The 21,288-nt window shown below is 75.2% G+C and carries 15 protein-coding genes and 1 pseudogene; 13 read left to right on the forward strand and 3 right to left on the reverse strand.

Annotated features, from left to right (window positions below):
- The 7 genes and pseudogenes from araA to ACYVAP_RS03640 all read left to right on the forward strand — a co-directional run bounded on the left by araA (window position 1) and on the right by ACYVAP_RS03640 (window position 8,318).
- On the forward strand, window positions 1–1,509 hold the full coding sequence (gene araA / locus ACYVAP_RS03610) for an L-arabinose isomerase (RefSeq protein ID WP_498859570.1): 1,509 nt from the start codon (window positions 1–3) through the stop codon (window positions 1,507–1,509).
- 1 nt (window position 1,510) lies between these two features.
- Window positions 1,511–2,458, forward strand: a complete 948-nt coding sequence (locus ACYVAP_RS03615) for a DedA family protein (protein WP_498859571.1) — start codon at window positions 1,511–1,513, stop codon at window positions 2,456–2,458.
- Window positions 2,455–3,507 (forward strand): Sir2 family NAD-dependent protein deacetylase, encoded by a 1,053-nt coding sequence (locus tag ACYVAP_RS03620; protein ID WP_264451714.1) that lies wholly within the window; start codon window positions 2,455–2,457, stop codon window positions 3,505–3,507. Before ACYVAP_RS03615 ends, ACYVAP_RS03620 begins: the two co-directional genes overlap by 4 nt.
- Window positions 3,504–4,262, forward strand: a complete 759-nt coding sequence (locus tag ACYVAP_RS03625) for a LamB/YcsF family protein (RefSeq protein WP_498859572.1) — start codon at window positions 3,504–3,506, stop codon at window positions 4,260–4,262. The genes ACYVAP_RS03620 and ACYVAP_RS03625 overlap by 4 nt, the downstream gene beginning before the upstream one ends.
- Window positions 4,259–6,346 carry a 5-oxoprolinase subunit B/C family protein gene (locus ACYVAP_RS03630; RefSeq protein ID WP_498859573.1) on the forward strand — a complete coding sequence of 696 codons (2,088 nt, stop codon included), beginning with the start codon at window positions 4,259–4,261 and terminating at the stop codon, window positions 6,344–6,346. Before ACYVAP_RS03625 ends, ACYVAP_RS03630 begins: the two co-directional genes overlap by 4 nt.
- A gap of 12 nt (window positions 6,347–6,358) precedes the next feature.
- Complete coding sequence (locus ACYVAP_RS03635; RefSeq protein WP_498859574.1) at window positions 6,359–6,850, forward strand: NUDIX hydrolase; 492 nt, start codon at window positions 6,359–6,361, stop codon at window positions 6,848–6,850.
- Between the two features lie 106 nt (window positions 6,851–6,956).
- Window positions 6,957–8,318: pseudogene (locus ACYVAP_RS03640) on the forward strand (MFS transporter).
- Between the two features lie 214 nt (window positions 8,319–8,532).
- On the opposite strand, the gene ACYVAP_RS03645 reads toward ACYVAP_RS03640, so the two are convergent.
- A complete protein-coding gene (locus ACYVAP_RS03645; protein WP_498859575.1) occupies window positions 8,533–12,081 on the reverse strand; it encodes an efflux RND transporter permease subunit in 3,549 nt (1,182 codons plus the stop codon).
- Between the two features lie 180 nt (window positions 12,082–12,261).
- On the opposite strand from ACYVAP_RS03645, the gene ACYVAP_RS03650 reads away from it, so the two are divergent.
- The 6 genes from ACYVAP_RS03650 to ACYVAP_RS03675 all read left to right on the forward strand — a co-directional run bounded on the left by ACYVAP_RS03650 (window position 12,262) and on the right by ACYVAP_RS03675 (window position 18,649).
- The gene (locus tag ACYVAP_RS03650) at window positions 12,262–13,650 is read left to right on the forward strand and encodes an MATE family efflux transporter (protein ID WP_498859576.1); all 1,389 of its coding nucleotides are present in this window, start codon (window positions 12,262–12,264) and stop codon (window positions 13,648–13,650) included.
- A 130-nt stretch (window positions 13,651–13,780) separates the two neighbouring features.
- On the forward strand, window positions 13,781–14,857 hold the full coding sequence (locus ACYVAP_RS03655) for an ABC transporter substrate-binding protein (RefSeq protein WP_498859577.1): 1,077 nt from the start codon (window positions 13,781–13,783) through the stop codon (window positions 14,855–14,857).
- The gene (locus ACYVAP_RS03660) at window positions 14,854–15,909 is read left to right on the forward strand and encodes a FecCD family ABC transporter permease (RefSeq protein WP_498859578.1); all 1,056 of its coding nucleotides are present in this window, start codon (window positions 14,854–14,856) and stop codon (window positions 15,907–15,909) included. The genes ACYVAP_RS03655 and ACYVAP_RS03660 overlap by 4 nt, the downstream gene beginning before the upstream one ends.
- Window positions 15,906–16,667, forward strand: coding sequence for an ABC transporter ATP-binding protein (locus ACYVAP_RS03665; protein WP_498859579.1), 762 nt, complete (start codon window positions 15,906–15,908; stop codon window positions 16,665–16,667). The genes ACYVAP_RS03660 and ACYVAP_RS03665 overlap by 4 nt, the downstream gene beginning before the upstream one ends.
- 65 nt (window positions 16,668–16,732) lie before the next feature.
- Window positions 16,733–17,953 carry an alpha/beta hydrolase gene (locus tag ACYVAP_RS03670; protein WP_498859580.1) on the forward strand — a complete coding sequence of 407 codons (1,221 nt, stop codon included), beginning with the start codon at window positions 16,733–16,735 and terminating at the stop codon, window positions 17,951–17,953.
- Window positions 17,954–18,037: 84 nt separating this feature from the next.
- Window positions 18,038–18,649, forward strand: coding sequence for an NAD(P)-dependent oxidoreductase (locus ACYVAP_RS03675; protein WP_498859581.1), 612 nt, complete (start codon window positions 18,038–18,040; stop codon window positions 18,647–18,649).
- A 10-nt stretch (window positions 18,650–18,659) separates the two neighbouring features.
- Here ACYVAP_RS03675 and ACYVAP_RS03680 read toward each other — a convergent pair whose 3' ends face one another.
- Window positions 18,660–19,511: a PHP domain-containing protein gene (locus ACYVAP_RS03680; RefSeq protein ID WP_498859582.1), complete on the reverse strand. Its 852-nt coding sequence runs from the start codon at window positions 19,509–19,511 to the stop codon at window positions 18,660–18,662.
- Window positions 19,512–19,624: 113 nt separating this feature from the next.
- Window positions 19,625–21,247 carry a GTP pyrophosphokinase gene (locus ACYVAP_RS03685; protein ID WP_498859583.1) on the reverse strand — a complete coding sequence of 541 codons (1,623 nt, stop codon included), beginning with the start codon at window positions 21,245–21,247 and terminating at the stop codon, window positions 19,625–19,627.
- Window positions 21,248–21,288: the final 41 nt, after the last annotated feature.

A 21,288-nucleotide genomic window follows, 5' to 3' on the forward strand; every position in this document is an offset into this window, starting at 1 on the left:
ATGCAGAACCCCTTCGAGACCCGCGAGATCTGGTTCCTCACCGGCAGCCAGGGGCTGTACGGCCCCGAGACCCTCGACCAGGTCGCCGAGCAGTCCCGCACGATCGCCGAGACCCTCGACGCCGCCTCCGACATCCCCGTGACGGTCGTCTGGAAGCCCGTCCTCACCGACCGCGACGCGATCCGCGAGGTCGCGCTGGCCGCGAACGCGGACCCGGCCTGCGTCGGCGTCATCACCTGGATGCACACCTTCTCCCCCGCCAAGATGTGGATCCAGGGCCTCGACGCCCTGCGCACCCCGCTGCTGCACCTGCACACCCAGGCGAACGTCGCCCTGCCCTGGGGCACGATCGACATGGACTTCATGAACCTCAACCAGGCCGCCCACGGCGACCGCGAGTTCGGGTACATCGCCACGCGGCTCGGTGTGGACCGCAGGACCGTCGTCGGCCACGCGAGCGACGCGGGCGTGCAGGCGAAGGTGGGCCGCTGGGCCCGCGCCGCGACCGGCTGGGCGGAGATGCACTCCCTGCGGCTCGCGCGCTTCGGCGACAACATGCGGGGCGTCGCCGTCACCGAGGGCGACAAGACCGAGGCGGAGCTGCGGCTCGGCGTCTCCGTGAACACCTGGGGCGTCAACGACCTCGTCGCCGTGGTCGACGCGATCGAGGACTCCGCGGTCGACGCTCTCGTCGCCGAGTACGAGGAGCTCTACGACGTCGTCCCCGAGCTGCGTGCCGGCGGCGTGCGCCACGAGTCGCTGCGCTACGGCGCCCGCCAGGAGCTGGGCCTGCGCCGCTTCCTCGAGGAGGGCGGCTTCGGCGCGTTCACCACGAACTTCGAGGACCTCGGCGGGCTGCGCCAGCTGCCCGGCCTCGCCGTGCAGCGCCTCATGGCCGACGGCTACGGCTTCGGCGCGGAGGGCGACTGGAAGACGGCGATCCTCGTGCGGGTCGCCGCCGTCATGGGCCATGGCCTGCCCGGCGGCGCCTCCCTCATGGAGGACTACACCTACGAGCTCACCCCCGGGAAGGAGAAGATCCTGGGCGCGCACATGCTCGAGGTCTCCCCCTCCCTCACCACCGCCCGCCCCTCGCTCGAGATCCACCCGCTCGGGATCGGGGACCGCGAGGACCCGGTGCGCCTGACGTTCTCCGCCGACCCCGGCCCCGCGGTCGTCGTCGCGCTGTCCGACATGCGCGAGCGGTTCCGCCTGGTCGCGAACGTCGTGGAGGTCGTCGAGCCCGACGAGGAGCTCCCGAACCTGCCCGTGGCCTGCGCGGTGTGGGAGCCCTCCCCGGACTTCGCGACCTCCGCCGAGTGCTGGCTGACGGCCGGCGCCGCCCATCACACGGTCATGAGCTCCGCGGTGGACCTCGAGATCTGGGAGGACCTCGCGACCATCGGCGACCTCGAGCTCGCGATCATCGACGAGACCACCACGGTGCGCTCCTTCGCCCAGGAGCTTCGCACCAACCAGGTCTACCACCGCCTCGCGCAGGGCTTCTGAGATGGCCTTCTCCGCACCGGGCCGCAGCTGGTCCGGGACCGTCGACTACGGTCCCGGCCCGCTGCACTCCCCCGCCTCCGTCGCCGGGCTGCAGGAGCTCGTCGCCGCCTCGCTGTGGTGCGGCACACATAGGAAAGCGCTAACCGACGTGGATGTCAATGCTGTCCACGACCCGGCGCCGGATCGACGCCGGGTCGTGACCTCCGCGGCGGACGCCGCCCGTTCACCCCCTCGCCATGCGCGGGCGCTAGCCTCGCCGCGCACGGCCCGGGCGGGGCCCGGCACGGGCCGAGCGGGCGAGCGCGGAGGGGGAGCCATGGACATCGCCGGATTCGCCATCCACCTCATGGAGCTCCTGGGCGGTCCCGGGATCGCGCTCGTGATCGCCGCCGAGGCCCTCTTCCCGCCGGTCCCCGGCGAGGTGCTGCTCCCCTTCGCCGGGGTGAGCGCCGCGGCCGACGGCCAGCACGTGCTCGTGCCGATCGCGTGGACCACCGCCGGCTCCGTCCTCGGCGGGCTCGGCGTGTACGCCGTGGGCCGCTCCCTGGGCCTCGAGCGGACGCGGCGGCTCGTGCGGCGCCTCCCGCTGCTCGAGGACAAGGACGTCGACATGGCGGTGCGGTTCTTCGACCGCCACGGCTTCCCCGCCGTCGCCCTCGCCCGCTTCGTGCCCATGGTGCGCACCTTCATCTCGCTCCCCGCCGGCATCGAGCGCATGCCCGTGGCGCTGTTCGCCCTGGCCACGGGGCTCGGCTCGGGGATCTGGAACGCCGTCTTCGTCGTCGCCGGCTTCCTCTTCGGCGCGGCGGGCGGGGAGACCCTCGAGGCGTTCGTGCGGATCTACTCCTCGATCGTGGCCGGCATCGGGATCCTCGCGCTGCTGGGCCTGCTCACCCAGCGCCTGCGATCGCGCCGCCGCACGGACGGCCCGCCTACGCTGGAGGGATGAGCATCCCCGCCGACGGCCACCGTGCCGGGCCCGCGGCGGACGTCGGCCGCTGGTTCTCCACCGCGGCGGCGCCGGCGCCCGCCCGGTCGCTGCCGCGCACGCCCGCCTGGGGCCCCGTGGACAGCGCCGAGTACGGCCGCACCAGCGGGCCCGACGAGCTCGGGGCGGCGCTCGACCTGCTGCGCGAGGGCCCGGTCGCGGTGCTCACCGGGGCGGGCATGTCCACCGCCTCCGGCCTGCCGGACTACCGCGGCCGTCACGCCGTGCCCCGCTCCCCCATGACCTTCCAGGAGTTCGCCGGCTCGGACCTCTCGCGGCGCCGCTACTGGGCGCGCTCCACCGTCGGCTGGACGCAGTTCGGCCGGGCCCGCCCCAACCGCGGCCACCTGCTGCTCGCGCGGCTCGGCGCCGGCCCGCTGCCGCAGAGCGCGGTCATCACCCAGAACGTGGACGGCCTGCACGGCCGCGCCGGCTCCGACCCCGTCATCGACCTGCACGGACGCCTCGACCGGGTGCGCTGCCTCAGCTGCGGCACGCTGAGCTCCCGCTCCGCGCTCCACTCCCGGATGCTCGCGATGAACCCCGAGCTCGCCGCCCGGATCGAGGAGCTCGCGGCGGATGCCGCGCAGGCGCCCGACGGCGACGCCGAGGTGGACCGCACGAGCAGCTTCCGCTACCCGCCGTGCCCGCTGTGCGGCGGGATCCTCAAGCCCGACGTCGTGTTCTTCGGCGAGGCGGCCCGCCCCGAGACCGTGCAGGCGGCCTTCGCGGCGCTCGCCGCCGCGCGGTCCCTGCTGGTGCTCGGCTCGAGCCTCACCGTGCAGTCCGGGCTGCGGTTCGTGCGCGCCGCGCACCGCGCCGGCCAGGGGATCGTCATCCTCAACGACGGCCCCACCCGCGGGGACGGGCTCGCGACGGTGCGCCTGCACGGCCGGATCGAGGACGTGCTCGGCACCTGGGCGGAGCGGCTCGGGGCCGACGTCGCCGGCCTGCCCGCCCCCGACACCGATCACCTCCCCCGACGCAGCACCGAGGAGACCCGAGCGTGAGCACGATCGACCTGAACGCGGACCTCGGCGAGGGCTACGGCGACTGGCGCCTCGGCGACGACGAGGCGCTGCTCGACGTCGTCACCACCGCGAACGTCGCCTGCGGCGGCCACGCCGGGGACCCCACGACCATGCGCGCCGCGCTGAGGGCGGCGGCCGCCCGGGACGTCGCCGTCACCGCCCACGTGGCCTACCCGGACCTGCAGGGCTTCGGCCGGCGCTTCCTCGACATCGCCCCCGCGGAGCTCACCGACCAGATCCTCGCGCAGACCGGCGCCCTGCAGGCGCTCGCCGCGGCCACCGGCACCCGTGTGCGCGGCGTGAAGCCCCACGGCGCGCTCTACAACGCGATCGCCCACCACGAGGCGCAGGCCGCGGCGGTGGTCACGGCGCTGCAGGAGCTCGGCGGGGAGCCGGCGCTGCTCGCCGCCCCCGGGTCCGTGGTCGCCGCCCTCGCCGAGCGCGCCGGCCTGCCCGTGCTGCTCGAGGGCTTCGCGGACCGCACCTACACCCCGGCGGGCACGCTCACCCCGCGCCGCGAGGCGGGCGCCGTGCTCACCACCGCGGAGGAGGTCACCGCCCAGGCGCTCTCGCTCGCGCGCGACGGGCAGGTGCGCACGACGGACGGCACCGTGATCGACCTGCCCGTGCGCACCCTCTGCCTGCACGGGGACACCCCCGGCGCGGTGGCCCTGGCCCGCGCGGTGCGCGAGCGGCTCGAGGCGGAGGGCATGACGATCCGGGCGGCGCTGTGAGCCCCGGGGAGCACCTCCCGCCGCCGCAGGATCTCCGCCCCGCCGGGGAGGCGGCCGTGCTCGCCGTCTACCCGGACACCGCCGCCGTGCTCGGGGCCGCGAGCGCGGTGCGCGCCCTCGCCCCCGCCGCGCTCACGGACCTCGTGCCCGCCGAGCGCACCCTGCTGCTGCGCGGCACGAGCGGCGCCGACGCCCTCACCCTCGCGGCGCTCCTCGAGCACCTCCCTCCCGCCCCGCCCGAGGACGCCGCCGCGCAGGAGGTCGAGATCCCCGTGGTCTACGACGGGGAGGACCTCGCCGAGACCGCCGCGCTGCTGGGACTCGAGGTCTCCGCCCTGGTCACGGCGCACACGGGGACCGTGTGGACGGCGGCCTTCGGCGGCTTCGCGCCCGGCTTCTCCTACCTCGTGCCGGAGGCGGAGGGCGACGGCCCGCGCTGGCAGGTGCCGCGCCGCTCCTCCCCGCGCACGGCCGTCCCGCCCGGCTCGGTCGCGCTCGCGGCCGGCTACTGCGGCGTCTACCCGCGCGCCTCCCCCGGCGGCTGGCAGCTCGTGGGCCGCACCGACGTGACGCTCTTCGACCCCGAGCGCACACCGCCCGCCCTGCTCGCACCGGGCACGCGCGTGCGCTTCCGGGCCCGGCGCGAGCGGGCCCTCGCGGGATCGGCGGCAGGTCCGACGGCGGCGCCGGCCGGAGCGCGCCCCCGCGGCCTCGCCGGCACCCCGGTGGGTGCGGCGGCGACGAGCGGGGCCGCCTCCGCGCTCGAGCTCGCCCGGCGGGAGGCGGCCGCCGCCCGCGAGCGCCTCGCCGCTCTCCGCGCCGCTCCGCGGAGACCGGAGGCGGGCGACCCCGGGAACCGGAAGGTGACCGGCCGGGAGGCCGTGCGCGGGAGTTCTGCGGGCCGAACCGGTGTGCGTCCGGTCGCGGCCGGCCGGTCGCTCGAGGTGCTCGCGCCCGGGCCGCTGCTGCTCGTCGAGGACGCAGGACGACCCGGCCGCGCCTCGATCGGCGTGAGCAGCTCCGGGGTCTTCGACCGGGGAGCGCTCGTCAGCGCGAACCTCGCCGTCGGCAACCCTCCGCACGCCGCGGCGCTCGAAGGGCTGCTGGGGCCGCTGCGGCTGCGGGCGTCCGCCCCGCTCGTGATCGCCCTCGCGGGCGCGCCGGCACCGGTGACGATCCTGCGCGGCGACCCGGACGAGGAGGACCGCGAGGTCCCGGCCTACGCGTCCACCGGCCGGGCTCTCGCCCTGGACGCCGGGGACGAGCTCACGATCGGTCCTGCCGCCTCGGGCCTGCGGATCGTGCTCGCCGTGCGCGGCGGGATCACGGGGGTGCTCGGCGCCGGGGGCATCGGGCAGGACGACGGCGCGCAAGGTCGCGACGCGGACGGCGGCGGTGAGCAGCGGCCTGAGCTCGGCTCGCTCTCCCGGGACACGCTCTCCGGGCTCGGACCGGCGCCGCTCGGCGCGGGCGATCAGCTGGGGATCGGCCCCGAGCACGGCCTCGACGCCGTGCCGGCGCTCGGCCCGGGACCCGTCGCCGGGCCCGACGCCGACTCCGCCGTCGGCCCCGTATCCGGGACCGAGCACGACGTCGACGTCGACAGCGACATCGACAGCGACAGCGACAGCGACGACCCTGCTGCCGACCCAGCCCCGGCACCCCGCCCGCCGCTCGAGGTGCCCGTCGTCCTCGGCCCCCGGGACGTGCTGCTCGGCGAGGCCGCCGTGAGGGCGCTCCGCACCACGACCTGGACGGTGCGCAGCGACTCGGACCGGGTGGGCGTGCGCCTGGACGGGCCCCCGCTGCCCGTCCCCGAGGGAGCCGCGACCCTGCCCAGCGAGGCGATGCTCCCGGGTGCCGTGCAGGTCCCGCCCTCCGGGCTGCCCGTCGTGTTCGGGCCGGACCATCCCACGACCGGCGGCTACCCCGTCATCGGCGTGGTCACCCTGGCCGGGCTGGACCTGCTCGCCCAGGCCGCGCCGGGCACGCGGCTTCGCCTCGCCCCCGCGCCACCCGGCCTCCCCGGGCCCGTGCGCGATCGCGGCCCTGCGGACCGCACGGAGAACTCCCCGCCCGGGTGACACGATGGGCGCATGCCGCGACTGCTGCCCGATCCCGCCTACTTCGCGACCCTGCCCAAGGTCATCACCTCCGCCGCGGTGATCCTGCGCGACGAGCGCGGACGCTTCGTCATCGAGAAGCCGAACTACCGCGACCACTGGCTGCTGCCCGGCGGCGGCGTCGACCCGGGCGAGGACCCGCGCGGCTGCGCCCGCCGCGAGGTGCAGGAGGAGCTGGGCCTCGACGTCGAGATCGGCCGCCTGCTCGCCCTGAACTGGGTGCCCTCGCGCGCCGCCGCGGGCGCCCCGATGGGCGTGCACTTCGTGTTCGACGCCGGGATGATGCCCGCCGCGGAGCTCGAGGCGCGGATCGTCCCCCAGGAGGCGGAGCTCGACGACTGGCGCCTCGTCGAGGAGTCCGAGGCGCACCTGCTCTCCCCGTGGGGTGCCGCCCGCGCCGAGCGCGCCCTCGCCGTGCTGCGCGGCGAGGCGGAGGTCGATCTCCTCTCCCCGCCCGTCGGCTGAGCCGCCCCCGCCGCCTCACGGTGGCCGGGGTGCGCGCGGGGCGCGGTGATGCGGGATCATGGCGCTCGTCCTTCCCCGTCCTCACCCCTCCCCTCCTCCGGAGCCGATGATGTCCCCGACCTCCGCCGCCTCGAGCGCCGCGCCCCTCACCCGGGCCGAGCGCCTCGACCGCCTTCCCTTCACCCGCCGCCACGGGCGCCTGCTCGGCGCGTCGGGCATCGGCTGGGCGCTCGACGCGATGGACGTCGGCCTCGTGTCCTTCGTCATCGCCGCGCTCACCGTGCACTGGGGCATCGACAAGGCCGACGGGTCGCTCATCGCCTCCGCGGGCTTCGCGGGCATGGCGATCGGCGCGACCGTCGGCGGGCTGCTCGCGGACAGGATCGGCCGGCGCAGCGTCTTCGCGCTCACCCTCCTGGTCTACGGCCTCGCGACCGGCGCCTCCGCCCTCGCGGGCGGCCTCGCCGTGCTCATCGCCCTGCGCTTCGTGGTGGGCCTGGGCCTCGGCGCGGAGCTGCCGGTCGCCTCGACCCTCGTCTCCGAGTTCGCGCCCCGCCGGATCCGCGGCCGCGTCATCGTGTGGCTCGAGGCGTTCTGGGCGATCGGCTGGATCCTCGCCGCGCTCATCGGCACGCTCGTCGCGGCGAACGGCCCCTCCGGCTGGCGCTGGGCGCTCGCGATCGGCATGGTCCCGGCGCTCTACTCGCTCGTGATCCGCGTGGGCATGCCCGAGTCGGTCCGCTTCCTCGAGAGCCGCGGCCGGCATGCGGAGGCGGAGCAGGTGGTGCGGCAGTTCGAGGAGTCCGCCGGGTTCACCGACGCCGACCACCCCACCGCGGAGGACACCTGGAGCGCCGGCGCGGAGGCCCCCGCCCCGCCGCACGAGAGCATCTGGAGCCGCGGCCTTCGCGGGCGCACCGCCGCGCTGTGGACGGTGTGGTTCTGCATCAACCTCTCCTACTACGGCGCCTTCATCTGGATCCCGACGCTGCTGGTGTAGCGCGGCTTCGACCTCACGAAGTCCTTCACGTTCACGCTGATCATCACGCTCGCGCAGATCCCCGGCTATGCGGTCTCCGCCTGGCTCATCGAGCGCCTGGGCCGGCGCTGGACGCTGACGATCTTCCTCGCGGGCTCCGCGATCGCGGCGGTCGCCTACGGCTCGGCCGGCTCCGAGACGGCGATCATCGTCGCGGGCTGCCTGCTGAGCTTCTTCAACCTGGGCGCCTGGGGCGCGCTGTACGCGATCGGCCCGGAGCTCTACCCCACCGCGGTGCGCGGCACGGGGACGGGCGCCGCCGCCGGGTTCGGCCGGATCGCCTCGCTCGTGGCGCCCTTCCTGGTCCCGGTGCTCGTGGTCGCGGGGAGCACGGTGCTCGCCTTCGCGGTGTTCGCGGCGGCCTTCGGCGTCGCGGCGCTCGCGGCCTTCACGCTGCCCGAGCAGCGGGGGCGCGCCCTCGAGGACTGACCCGGCGGGGTTCCCGGGTGCGGTGCGGGGTGCGGAGCGGCGCGACGCGGGGTAGCCCCCAGCACGGCCCGGCACGGCTAGGCACGGCACGGCACGGCACGGACGATGGGCACCTCAGAGAGCATGTCGCGCAGGACATGCTCCCTGAGGTGCCCATTCTTTCGCTCGCTCCCGGAGCGGCGCCCGGCTCAGCGGCGCCGCAGGGGATCCCGGCTCAGCGGCGGAAGCGGCGCCGGAGGATGCCGACGATGCCGCCGCGCTCCTTGAGGCTCGCGCGTCGGCCGCGCTCGGCACCGGAGACCGGGGCCGACGGGCGCCCGACGGCCGGCGTGCCCGTCGCGGGCGTCGCCGCCCGTCGGCCATGGGCAGCACCCGCCGCAGGGGCGGATCCCGCTGCGGCGGACCCGGTCGAGCCGATCCCTGTCGCAGCAGTGCCGGTCGAGGCCGTGCCGGTCGGAACCCTGCCCGTCGAGGCGGTGCCGCTCGAGGCCGTGCCGGTCGAGGCGGGGGTCGGGGCGGGCGGCGCCGCGGCGACGTCCTCGCCCGTCGTCGCGCTCTCGCTGCGGTGACGCTCCCGGCGCTCGGCGTCGGCCGCGTCGCGCTGCGCCCGCTGCTCCGTCTCCCGGGCCTCGCGGCGCAGGCGGCGACGCTCCCCCGGGCCCTCCACCATGCGGTAGAGCACGGGGACGATGACCAGGGTCAGCAGGGTCGAGGAGACGAGGCCGCCGATCACGACCACCGCGAGCGGCTGGGCGATGAAGCCGCCGTTGCCGGTGAGGCCCAGGCCCATCGGGATGAGCGCGAAGATCGTCGCGGCGGCGGTCATGAGGATCGGCCGCAGTCGCTTCGAGGCGCCCAGGTGCAGCGCCTCGTCCAGCGCCATGCCGTCACGCCGGTACTGGTTGACGAGGTCGATGAGCACGATCGCGTTGGTGACGACGATGCCCACGAGCATGAGCAGGCCGATCATCGAGGGCAGGCCCAGCGGCACGCCCGTGATGACGAGCAGGCCGAACGCGCCCACCGCGGCGAAGGGGATCGAGACGAGCAGCACGAGCGGCTGGATGAGGGACTTGAAGATCCACACCAGCAGCACGTACACGAGCAGGATCGCGGCGGCCATGGCGAGGCCCAGCTGCCCGAAGGTCTCGTTGATGTCCGCGGAGGTGCCGCCCAGGGTGGCCTCCGTGCCCTCGGGCAGGTCCGCCTTGTCGATCGCGGCGTTCGCGGCCTCGGAGACGGTGCCGACGTCGTCCCCGGCGGGGGTCAGGGAGATCGTCACGGTCTCCACGCCGTCCTTGGTGGAGATCGACGGGCGGGAGTCCTGCTCGGAGACCTCGGCGACGTCCGTGAGCGGCAGGCCCGGGGCGAGCTCGAGGTCCTTCAGCTGGGTGAGGGTGTCGACCTTCTCCCCCTGCTCGACGTAGATGTCGAGGTCGGAGTCGTCCAGGGCGATGGTGCCGATCGAGCCCGGGTAGAGCTGCGCGGCGACCATGCCGATCACGGCGTTCTCGGTGAGGCCCCTCTCCGCGGCGGCCGTGCGGTCCACGGTGACGACCGCGGTGGGCTCGTCGCCCTCGAGGTCGCTCGAGACGTCGGTGACGCCGGAGGGCAGCGGGTCGAGCTCGGCGAGGATCGCGTCGTTCGCCTTCTTGCGGTCCTCGGCGGTGGGGCCGGTGATCTCGATGTCCACGGTGGAGGAGCCGGTCGCGGAGCCGACGTCGGAGGACTCGACCTCGCCCGCATCGGGCAGGTCCTTCAGCGTGTCCACGAGCTTCTCGGTGAGGGCCTGCTGGTCCTCGACGTCGGTCGCCGTGGTGATCGAGTAGCTGATCGTGTTCTCGCCGCCCGCGCCGCCGCCGAGGCCGGCCTGCGCGCCGCCCCCGCCGATGGTGGTCTGCACGGTCTCGACGCCGTCGACGTCCATGAGCGCCTTCTCGGCGTCCGTGGCCTTGTCCGAGGACTGCTCGAGGCTCGTGCCGGCGGGGAGGGTCTGGGTGATCGAGGCGATGTTCTGCCCCGTGTCGCCGAGGAAGTTGACCGTCATCAGCGGGACGAGGAAGCCGGAGCCGATCAGCACGAGGATCGCGACGGCGACCGTGCCCAGGCGCCGCGGCAGCGAGTCGAGGGTGAGGTGGAGGATCGGGGCGTAGAGGCGGTGCAGCCAGCCCTTCTCCTCCTTCGCCTCGGCGTCCTCGCGGACCTTCGCCTGCTGGGCGGGGTCGTCGGGGTCGGTGATGGCGGCGGCCGCCTTGGGCGCCCGCAGGAACCAGTAGGCGAGCACCGGGACGATCGTCAGCGACACCAGCAGCGAGGAGAGCATCGCGATCGCGACGGTCAGCGCGAAGGGCCGGAACAGCTCCCCGGCCATGCCGGCGACGAGCGCGATCGGCAGGTAGACGACGACCGTGGCGAGCGTCGATGCGGTCACCGCGCCCGCGACCTCCCGCACGCCGTCGAGGATCGCGCGGCGTCGCGGCTTGCCGTAGGAGAGGTGGCGGGTGATGTTCTCGATGACGACGATCGAGTCGTCGACGACGCGGCCGATGGAGATCGTGAGCGCCGCGAGGGTCAGCATGTTCAGCGTGTAGCCGGAGACCAGCATGCCGATGAACGCGATGAGCAGCGACGTCGGGATCGAGATCGCGGTGACGACCGTCGGCCGCACGCGGCGCAGGAACAGCAGGATCACGCCGATGGCCATGAGCAGGCCCAGCGCGCCCTCCTCGGCGAGCGCGACGATCGACTCCTGGATGAACGGCGCCTGGTCGAAGACGACGTCGCTCTTCGCGCTGCCGCCCACGCCGGGGAGCAGATCCGCCATCGTGTCCTCGACGCCCCGGGAGACGTCGACGACGTTGCCGTCGGCGGTCGCGGTGACCATGAGGACGAGCGACTCGCGGCCGTCGGTGCGGGAGATCGAGGTGGCGTCCTGCGTGGTGCGCTCGACCTTCGCGACGTCGCCGAGGGTCGTGACCTCGGGGGTCTGGCCGGGCGTCTGCGAGGTCGTGTCGGAGGAGTCCGCCGGCATGAGCACCATGGACTCGAGGTCCTTCAGGGAGCTCATGGACTTGCCGAGCACCACGTCGAGGCTGCGGTCGGAGTCGGTGACGGTGCCGCCGGGGGCGGAGAGGCCGCTGTCGTCCAGGGCGGTCTTGATGTCGTTGTCGGTGAGGCCCTTGGCGGTGAGCTCGTCCTCGTCCGGGGTGATGCGCACGATCTCCTCGGGGGCGCCGATCACGGCGACGGAGGAGACGCCGTCCACGCGCTCGAGCTCCTTGACGACCTGGGAGTCGAGGCGGTCGGCGAGCTCGGAGGGGTCGAGGTCCGAGGAGACGGAGAGGACCACGGCGGGGATGTCACCGGAGCCGCCGGCGATGACCTGCGGGTCCGTGCCGTCGGGCAGCTGGTCCTCGATGCGGGTGAGCGCGGCGTCGACCTGGTTCGCGGAGCGGGAGACGTCCGTGCCGTAGGTGAGCTCGAGGGTGACCATCGACGTGTTCGCCTGCGAGGTCGAGGAGGTCGACTCGACGTTCTCGATGCCGCTCACGGCCTGCTCGATCGGGGAGGAGATCCGCTCCTCGATCTGCTCCGAGGTCGAGCCCTGGGAGGTCGTGACGATCTGGATCTGCGGCAGCGAGACCGAGGGGATGAGCTCCTGGCGCATCGTCGACATGGCGAACACACCGACGATCGAGACGGCGATGCACACGAGCGCGATGAAGGCCCGGTTGTTCAGGCTGAGATGGGCGAGACGATGCATGGCGCTCCCTGGGGCTGCGGCCGACGGCGGCGACGCGACCGCACGGCCGCGACCGGGGGTCACGGCTCCGGAGGCCCCCGCAGGTACTGTTCCACAGCCCGATGCGCCGCCGTATCCGACGTCGGTAGGGGTTCGGTCACGATCCGCTGTGACGTTCCGGGGAGCCGCCACAATGGACGGGTGGCGCCACCCTCCTCCCCCTCCTCCCCCGCTTCCCCGTCCCCCACCCCTTCGCCGGGTGATCCCCGTGCCGCGCGCCGCGCGGTGGACCGCGACATCCTGCGCCTGGCCGTGCCGAGCCTCGGCGCGCTCGTCGCCGAGCCGCTGTTCGTCATGGCGGACTCCGCGTTCGTCGCCCGGGTCTCGACGACGGCGCTCGCCGGCCTCGGCATCGCCTCGACGGTGCTCATGACGGTCGTGGGGCTGTCGATCTTCCTCGCCTACTCGACGACGGCCGCGGTGGCCCGCGCGATCGGGGCGGGCCGTCGACGGGAGGCGATCTCCCGCGGGGTGGACGCCTCCTGGCTCGCGCTGCTCATCGGGACGGTGTGCGCGATGCTGCTCGCCGTGATCGGCCCATGGCTGCTGGCCCTGTTCGGCGCGAGCCCCGAGGTCACCGCGCAGGCCGTGATCTACCTGCGGATCTCCGCCTTCGGCCTGCCGGCCATGCTCGCCGTGCAGGCGACGACGGGCCTGGTGCGGGGCATGCAGGACGCCCGGCTGCCGCTCGTCGTCGCCGTGAGCGGCGCGATCCTCAACGTGCCGCTGAACGCGCTGCTGATCCTCGGCCTGCAGCTCGGGATCGCGGGCAGCGCGATCGGCACCGTCATCGCGCAGTGGCTCATGGCGCTCGTGCTGCTCGCGGCCGTGCGCCGCTACGCGCGCGGCGCGGGGGTGAGCCTGCGGCCGGACCTCCACGGGGTGATGAGCACGGGCCGGGAGTCGGTGCCGATGCTCGTGCGCACCCTCAGCCTGCGCGTGGTGACGATCGTGACGGTCGTCGTCGCGGCGCGGCTGGGCGACGTGCAGCTCGCCGCCCACCAGCTCGCGACCACCGTGTTCATGCTGCTCTCCCTCGCGCTGGATGCCCTCGCCATCGCGGGGCAGGCGCTCACCGGCCGCTACCTCGGCGCGGCGGACACGAGAACCGTGCACGCGGTGACCCGCCGGCTGACCCGCTGGGGCGTGGGCGGCGGGGTCGTGGTGGGGCTCGTGCTGCTCGCGGCGAGCTACGCCGTGCCCGGGGTGTTCAGCCCGGACCCGCTCGTGCAGGAGAACCTGCGGGCGGCGCTGTGGGTGCTCGTGGTCGCCCAGCCGATCGCCGGCTACGTGTTCGTGCTCGACGGGATCCTCATGGGCGCCGGGGACGCCCCCTACCTCGCGCGGGCGGGGATCGTCGCGGCGGCCGCGGTGATGCCGGGCGCGATCGCCGTGGGCGTCGTCGCCCCGGCCGGGCCACTCGGCACCGCGCTGCTGTGGGTCGCGACGAACCTGCTGTACATGATCGCGCGCGCGATCACGCTGGGCCTGCGCACGCGCGGCGACGCCTGGATGCGCACGGGGGCCTGAGGGCGGGGCTGCTCGTGGGCGGGCCGAGGGATGGACGGCGGGGAGGACCGCCCGCGGAGCCGAGTAAGGTAACCCTCACCTATTAAGCGAAGCTTGCCTTTGCGTCCACCGCTCCTCGGAGGCCCCCGCCGTGCACCTGCCCCGCCGCACCCTGCTCTCGACCGTCCCCGCCGCCGGAGCGCTGCTCGCGCTCAGCGCCTGCGGGGGCGGATCCGCCGACGTCGCCGCGGAGGCCGCCGGGGCCTCCGACGCCGGCGGCGCGGGGACGGGCGGCGCGGGCTCCGCGAGCGGAGCGCCGTCGGACCTCCCCGAGGGCTGGACCTGGGTCGAGGGCACCGACGTCCCCACCACCACCGCGACCCCCGCGCTCCCCGTCACCCTCACCGACGGCACGGGCACCGAGGTCACCGTCGAGGACGTGTCCCGCACCATCGTGGGCGGCGAGGACGTGGCGGACATGCTCGCCGCCATGGGCCTCCAGGAGGACGTCTACGCCGCCCCCACCGGCTCCGTCGCGGCCGCGGCGCTCGCCGCTCCCGAGCAGTTCGAGTTCAGCCAGTCCACCGGCACCGAGGGCCTGCTCGCCGTCGACGGCACCTTCTTCCTCGGCAACAACACCAAGCGCCACGGGGACGTCGCCGCCCAGTTCCGGGCGGCCGGGATCTCCGCCGCCGTCATCGACGACCAGCAGAGCGTCGCCGACAAGATCCGCGCGGTCGCCGCCCTCATCGGCGACCCCGACGCAGGCGAGGAGCTCGCGGTCGCCGTCGAGGACCAGCTCGCCCGCGCCGCCGAGGCCAGCGGGGACGCCGTCGCCGCCCTCCGCGTGCTCGTCGTGACCTCCTCCGGCGCCGGCGGCGCGAACGCCGTGGTCGGCACCGGCACCGCCGCAGCGGACATCATCGAGGCGATCGGCGCCGTGAACTGCGGCGTCGAGGCGGGCCTGCGCGGCTACTCCGTCGAGTACAGCGACGAGGGCCTGCTGGACCTCGCCCCGGACGTCGTCGTCACCGGCACCGGCGACCTCGAGGAATGGGGCGGCCTCGAGGGCTTCCTCACCGCCTTCCCCACCCTCGCCCAGACGCCCGCCGGGCAGTCCTCGCACTTCCTGCTCATGCCCAGCGAGCAGATCAAGGTCTCCGGCACCGCCGTCGGCGCCGGGGCGCTCGCCCTCGCCACGGCCCTCGCCGAGCTCGCCGCCGCGTGACCCGCGCCCGCACCGAGCGGACCCGCCGCATCCCCCCGTCCCTCGCCCTGCCCGTCGGCGGGGCGGCGCTCCTGCTCGCCGTCGTCGTGGGGATCGGCACCGGCCCCATCGGCCTGGACCCGCGCACGGTGCTCGCCGTGCTCGGCCACGAGCTGCTCGGGATCGGCGCGGGCCGCGGCGCCCTCGAGACCACCGTCGTCATGCAGCTGCGGCTCCCGCGGGTGCTGTTCGGCGTGCTCACCGGGGCGGCGCTCGCCGTCTCCGGGGCGAGCCTGCAGAGCCTCTTCCGTAACCCCCTCGCCGATCCCGGCATCATCGGCGTGAGCGCCGGCGCCACCACCGGCGCGGTCGCCGCGATCGTGCTACTGCCGCCGCTGACCACCGCCCTGCTCGCCTGGGCGCTGCCCGCGGCGGCCATGGCCGGCGGCTTCCTCGCGACCGGGCTCATCTACCTCCTGGCCCGCCCCGCCGCCGGCGGCGGCACCTCGCGGCTGCTGCTCGTCGGCATCGCGATCGGCTCCGCCTTCGCCGCCGTCACCGGCTTCCTCACCTTCGCGGCCGACGACGACGAGCTCGAGACCGTCGTGTTCTGGCAGATGGGATCCCTCGGCTCGATCGACGGCCTCCGCCTCGCCCTCGCGACCGGGCCCGTGCTCGCCGGCATCGTCGTGCTCGTGCTGCTGTCCCGGCGGCTCGACCTGCTCACCCTCGGCGAGCGCCAGGCCCGCCACCTGGGCCTCGACGTGAACGCCACCCGGCGCCTGGTCATCGTCATCACCGCGGTGCTCACCGGGGCGAGCGTCGCCTTCGCGGGGACGATCGGGTTCATCGGTCTCGTCGTCCCGCACATCGTGCGGCTGCTGTGCGGGCCCGGCCACCGCGCCCTGCTGCCCGTGAGCGCGGTGCTCGGCGCGCTCCTGATCGTCGTCGCGGACACCCTCGCGAGGATCGTCGCCCCGCCCGCGGAGGTCCCCATCGGCCTGTTCACCGCCGCGATCGGCGCCCCCTTCTTCCTCCTGCTCGTGCTGCGCTCCCGGGCGGTGCACGGATGAGCGGGGACGCGGTCGTCGTCGAGGGGGTCGGCTTCTCGATCGGCGAGTCGCGGCTCCTGGACGGCGTCACCCTCACCGCCCGCCGGGGCGAGCTGCTCGCCCTCGTGGGCCCCAACGGCGCCGGGAAGTCGACGATGCTGGGCCTGCTCGCCGGGGACATGCCCCCGGCTCGCGGCCGGATCACCCTGGGCGGCCTCACCCCGCACCAGGCGCCGCCGCGGCAGCTCGCCCGCCTGCGATCGGTCATGACGCAGCAGCACCAGCAGGCGTTCTCCTTCACCGTGCGGGAGCTCGTGGAGATGGGCCGCGCCCCGCACGAGGCCTCCGAGGTGGACGACGCGATCGTCGAGACCGCCCTCGCGGACGCCGAGGTCGCGCATCTCGCCGGTCGCGACGTCACGACCCTCTCCGGCGGGGAGCTCGCCCGCGCGGTCCTCGCCCGCACCCTCGCCCAGGACGCGCCGATCGTGCTGCTCGACGAGCCGACGGCGGCCCTGGACCTCCGCCACCAGGAGAGCGTGCTGCGCCGCGCCGCCGGGCTCGCCCGGGAGGGCCGATGCGTGCTCGTGGTGCTCCACGACCTCTCCCTCGCCGCCCGCTTCTGCGACCGGGTCGCCATGTTCGACGCCGGGCGCCTCGCCGCGCTCGGCACCCCGGAGGAGGTGCTCACGGCGGAGCGGATCGCGGAGGTCTACGGGCAGCCGGTCGCCGTCCTCGCCCATCCCGTCACCGGGCGGCCGCTGATCGTCCCCGTCTAGTCCTCCCGCCTCCTGCCGTCACCGACCCCTCCGTCCCCGTCCGTCCCGCCCGCGAAGGAGCACCCGTGCCCGCCGATCAGCTCACCGACCTACTCGACCCCGCCCGCTGGGAGCCGCTCCCGCACCCGCCCGCGATGGAGGACCCGCTGCCGGTGCGCCGCCGCGACCCGCGCACCCTGCCGCCCGCCCCCGCGACCGGCAGCGCCCCCGAGGTCCTCTCCCGCGGCGCGGACGGCGTGCTGCTGCGCCTGCGGCACCGGGCGCCCCGGGCCCGCGCCGTCGCCCTCCACGCCTCCGGCTGGTGGCGGCCGCAGCCGGCCGACGCCCTCGACCTCGTGCCCGCCGGGGACGGCTGGTGGGAGATCGTGCTCGAGGCGCCCGCGGACTGGCGCGCGAGCTACGGCTTCGTCGAGCACGACGGGCCCGGCGATCCGCCCTGGTGGGAGGCGGGGCTCAAGGCTCCCGGCGCGCCCGTGCTGCCCGACGCCCTGTGCGCGCACCGCCACGGCGCGGCCCGCGGCGGCGCCGAGCGCTCCGTGCTCTCCCTCCCCTTCGACGGCCTCTTCCGCGCCGGCCGCGACGACGCCGAGACCCCCGCCGAGGTGCACGATCTGCCGCTCGGCCCCGACGCGCCCCGCGTGCGCTGGTGGGCCCCGGAGGAGGCGGGCCCCGCGCCGCTGCCGCTGCTCGTCGTCACCGACGGCGCCGAGCACGTGGAGCAGCTGGGCACCCCGGAGCGGCTGCGCCGCGGCGTCGAGGCGGGCGTCCTGCCGCCCCTGGTCGCCGTGTTCGTCGACGCCGGTGAGCATCGTGGCGACGTGCTCGGCGTACCCGGCGGGCAGGCCCGCTGGATCCCCGAGCAGCTCGTCCCGCGGCTCCGCGCCGCGGGCCTCACCGCGCCCGACGGTCGTCACCTCGCCGTGACCGACGACCCTGCCCGCACGATCATCACCGGGGCCAGCTACGGCGGCCTCACCGCCCTGTTCACCTCCGCCCGCGCCCCCGGGACGATCGGCGTCGCGATCGCGCAGTCCGTCTCCCTGTGGCGCTACCCGGACGGCGCGCTCGTCGGCCCGCTGCGGGAGGCCGCCGGCCACGCACCGCTGCGGCTGCGGCTGCACGCAGGACGCTTCGAGGGGACCATGGCCGCCGACGCCCGCGCGCTCGCCGACGCCCTCGACGGCAGCGGCGCCGAGGTCACCCTCGACCTGCACAGCGGCGGCCACGACTGGGCCTGGTGGCAGCCGGCGCTGCTCCACGACCTCGCAGCGGAGCTCGGCCGCTGAACCCGGGCACGGTGCCCAGGCGGGCGGTGCATGCTGGGGGCGCGGTCCGTTCCCGGGCCGCACCCGAGTGAACGGAGCCCCCGCATGACCACCCAGCGAGTCCTCGTCGTCGGCGCGAGCGGCCTGATCGGCGGCGCCGTCGCCGACCTCCTCGAGCAGCGCGGCCACGACGTCGTGCGCGCCTCCCGCTCCACCGGCGAGCAGGTCGACCTGACCGACGAGGCCTCCGTCGCGGACCTCCTGCGCCGCGTCACCGCCGCCGGGCCCCTCCACGCCGTCGTCGCCGCGACCGGCAAGGTCCCCTTCAAGCCCGCCTCGGAGCTCACCGTCGAGGACTACCGCGCCGGCCTGCTCGACAAGGCGCTCGGGCAGATCGCGCTCGTCGTCCACGGCGCCCCGCTGCTCGCCGAGCGCGGCTCCTTCACGCTGACCAGCGGGATCCTCTCCCACTCCCCCGTCCCCACGGGCGCCGCGGCCTCCGTCGCGAACGGTGCGATCGAGGGGTTCGTGCACGCGCACGCGGCGACCCTCCCCGGCGGGGCACGCATCAACGCGGTCAGCCCCAACGTGCTCGCCGAGGCGGAGGGCTACCACCCGAGCTTCCCCGGGTTCCTGCCCGTCCCCGCGGCCGACGTCGCCGCGACCTATGTGCGCGCCGTCGAGGGCGTCGAGACGGGCCGCGTGCTCGACATCTGAGCCCTCGGGCTCAGCGGCGCCACAGCTCCCGGGGGTCCCTGCCGGGCCGGAACCCGACGGACTCCACCATCGCGGCCGCCACCGGGAAGCCGTGGGCGAGGGCCGCGGGCGCGTGCGCGTCGCTGCCGACGCTCACGGCGCGCCCGCCCTCCTCGCTCCACCACTGCGGCATCCACGGCCACAGGCGGCGCGTGTTCATCTCGAGCGCGCGGCCGCTGCCCGCGATCGCCCGCATCGCCGCCCGGATCTCCCCCTCGAAGCGGCGCGGGTCCACCGGGCCGTGCTCCTCCTCGGGCCAGTAGCGCAGCGCGTAGTCGAGGTGGGTGACGACCTCGAAGGGCTCGTCCCCGGCGACCAGCGCGGGCACCTCCGCGAGGTAGCGGCGCAGCACCTCCTCCGGGGGCAGGCGGCGGAACAGGGTGTTCGGCTCCGCCCGCCGGCCCTCGTGCTCGAGCGTGTGCAGGGAGCCGATGATCCGATCGAACAGGCCCAGGTCCAGCTGCTGCCGCGCCGCCTCCAGACGCAGGTGCGGCTGGCCGAACTCGAGACCCGTGCCGATCCGCAGCTCCGGGAACATCGCCCGGCAGCGCTCCACGCTCTCGAGGTAGCCGTCCACGTCGAAGCGCGGGACGGCGACGATCCCGTCGGCCCCGAGCAGGTGCTTCTCGTGCTCGGCGAAGTCCTCCTCGTCGCTGAACCAGGCGTCCTCAAGGTCGAGGTGCTCGGTGAAGAACAGCGCCGGCAGGCCGATCCGCACCGCGCGTGCACAGGTCGCCTCCATCGTCCCGGCGGCGGCGGAGCGCGGCCCGCCGGTGTCCCAGGAGAACTCGCTGTGCACGTGACTGTCGGCGGGGAGGCTCATGGGACGAGCCTGCCACGCTCCGATGGCGCCGACCGGCCGTGTCCGACGTCGGCCTCACGGCGATCGGGGCGTCGTCGGGCGAGACCCGTCGCCGTCGGGCGTCCTGCCGCCGTTCAGCCGCCCGTGGAGAGCGGCTCGCCGTTGCGCAGCACCCGCACGTCCGTGCGCTCGGCGCCGTCGAGGAGGTCCTCGAGCAGGCGCTCCGCGGCCCGTCGGCCCAGTGCCGTCGCGACCCAGAGGGTGGTGCCGTCCGCCAGGCGTACGGGGCGCGCGCGGGCCTCGAGCGGGAGGTCCTCGAGGCGGCTGATCGCCCCGTCCCGCACCACCTGCGCGGAGCCTTCGACCGTGGCGACGATCCGGGCGACCTCCCGCACCGCCCGCACCGCGGGGATCGCGCGGCCCGTGAGGTCGGCGGGGACGTCGGCCCCGAAGAGCTGGTACGTGACCGTCCGACGGCGCACCGTGACCTTGCCGCGCAGACGGTCGTACCGCCATCGCAGCTGGTCACCGCGTCGCGATCCGTTGCCGATGCTCGCCGTGCGCTCGATGTACTCCTCGCCGAGCACCGCGAGCAGCTCGTCGTCCAGGCGGCGCACGCGCGTGACCGTCGTCGACGTGTCCATGAGCCGGCGCACCTCCGCGCTGTCGATCGCGGAGAGCTCCGCGTCCAGGCCCCGCACCGTGCGCAGCCCGCAGGCCTGCACGAGCTCGAGCGCGAAGGCGACGCCCCGCTCCGAGCCCTCGGAGTCCTCGGGGAAGCGGTGCGCGAGGTACGCGGTGAGCGCCTCGACGTCGAGCAGCTCGACCTCCGGCGCCGTCGTCTCCTCCTCCGCACCGTCCTCCGCGGCATCGGCATGATCCGCCTCGGCGGATCCGGCGGGGTTCGCGAGCACCCGGTCGATCGCCACGAAGATCTCGTCCAGCGCGTGCCGGGCATCCGCCGCCGCCCCGAAGAGCTGGTCGATAGTGAGCCGGTCCAGATCGCCGACGGCCCTGTAGCCCTCGCCCTTGTAGCGGCGGGCGTGCTCGAACTCCGCCCAGGCGTGTGCGGCGACCGTGCGGATCTGGATCTCGAGCCCGCCGAAGGTGCGGAAGTAGCGGTCGAGGCTCGACCCGCGCGGCGCGACCGGATGCTCGGCGTCCTCCCGCTCCGCGATCGCCACGAGGTGCGTCGAGTCGTAGCCGCGACGCGAGGGCGAGACCGTGTCCCGCTCGCTCGTGTCCAGATCCTCCGCGAGCTCGAACTGCTCCCTGACCAGCTCCGACGCCCGCTCGCGGTCCGTCGCCGAGTACATGATCAGCCGCACCGCGACCGTGTCCGTCACCTGCCGCAGCGGCTCCGTGTAGCCCTTCTGGCGGCACTTCTCGACGAAGGACTCGTAGCGCTTGGCGCGCGCCGTCACGTCATGGGCGTTGATCGACGCCTCGGAGAGCAGCCCCCGCAGCCCCACCTCGACCTCGTGCGCCGCCTGCGGCAGCCACTCCCAGAGCGAGGCGTCGACGGGCGCCGCGGCCCCGCCTACCGTGTCGCCGGCGGCGGTGGCGACCCCGTTGCCGGTCGCGCCGTCGTTGCCGGTGGTGCCGCCGTTGCCGGCCGCGTCGCGATCGCCGGCCGCGCCGCCGTTGCCGGTGCCACGGCTGCCGTTGGCGCCGTTGGCGCCGTTGGTGCCGTTGGTGCCGTTGGTGCCGTTGGTGCCACCGTTGCCTGCCGCGCTGCCGTTCGTCCGTCGAGCCATACGGTCCTCCCCCTGTGCGTCTGCGCCCACCCTAGGCCCCC

It is taken from the genome of Brachybacterium horti, from assembly GCF_054777615.1.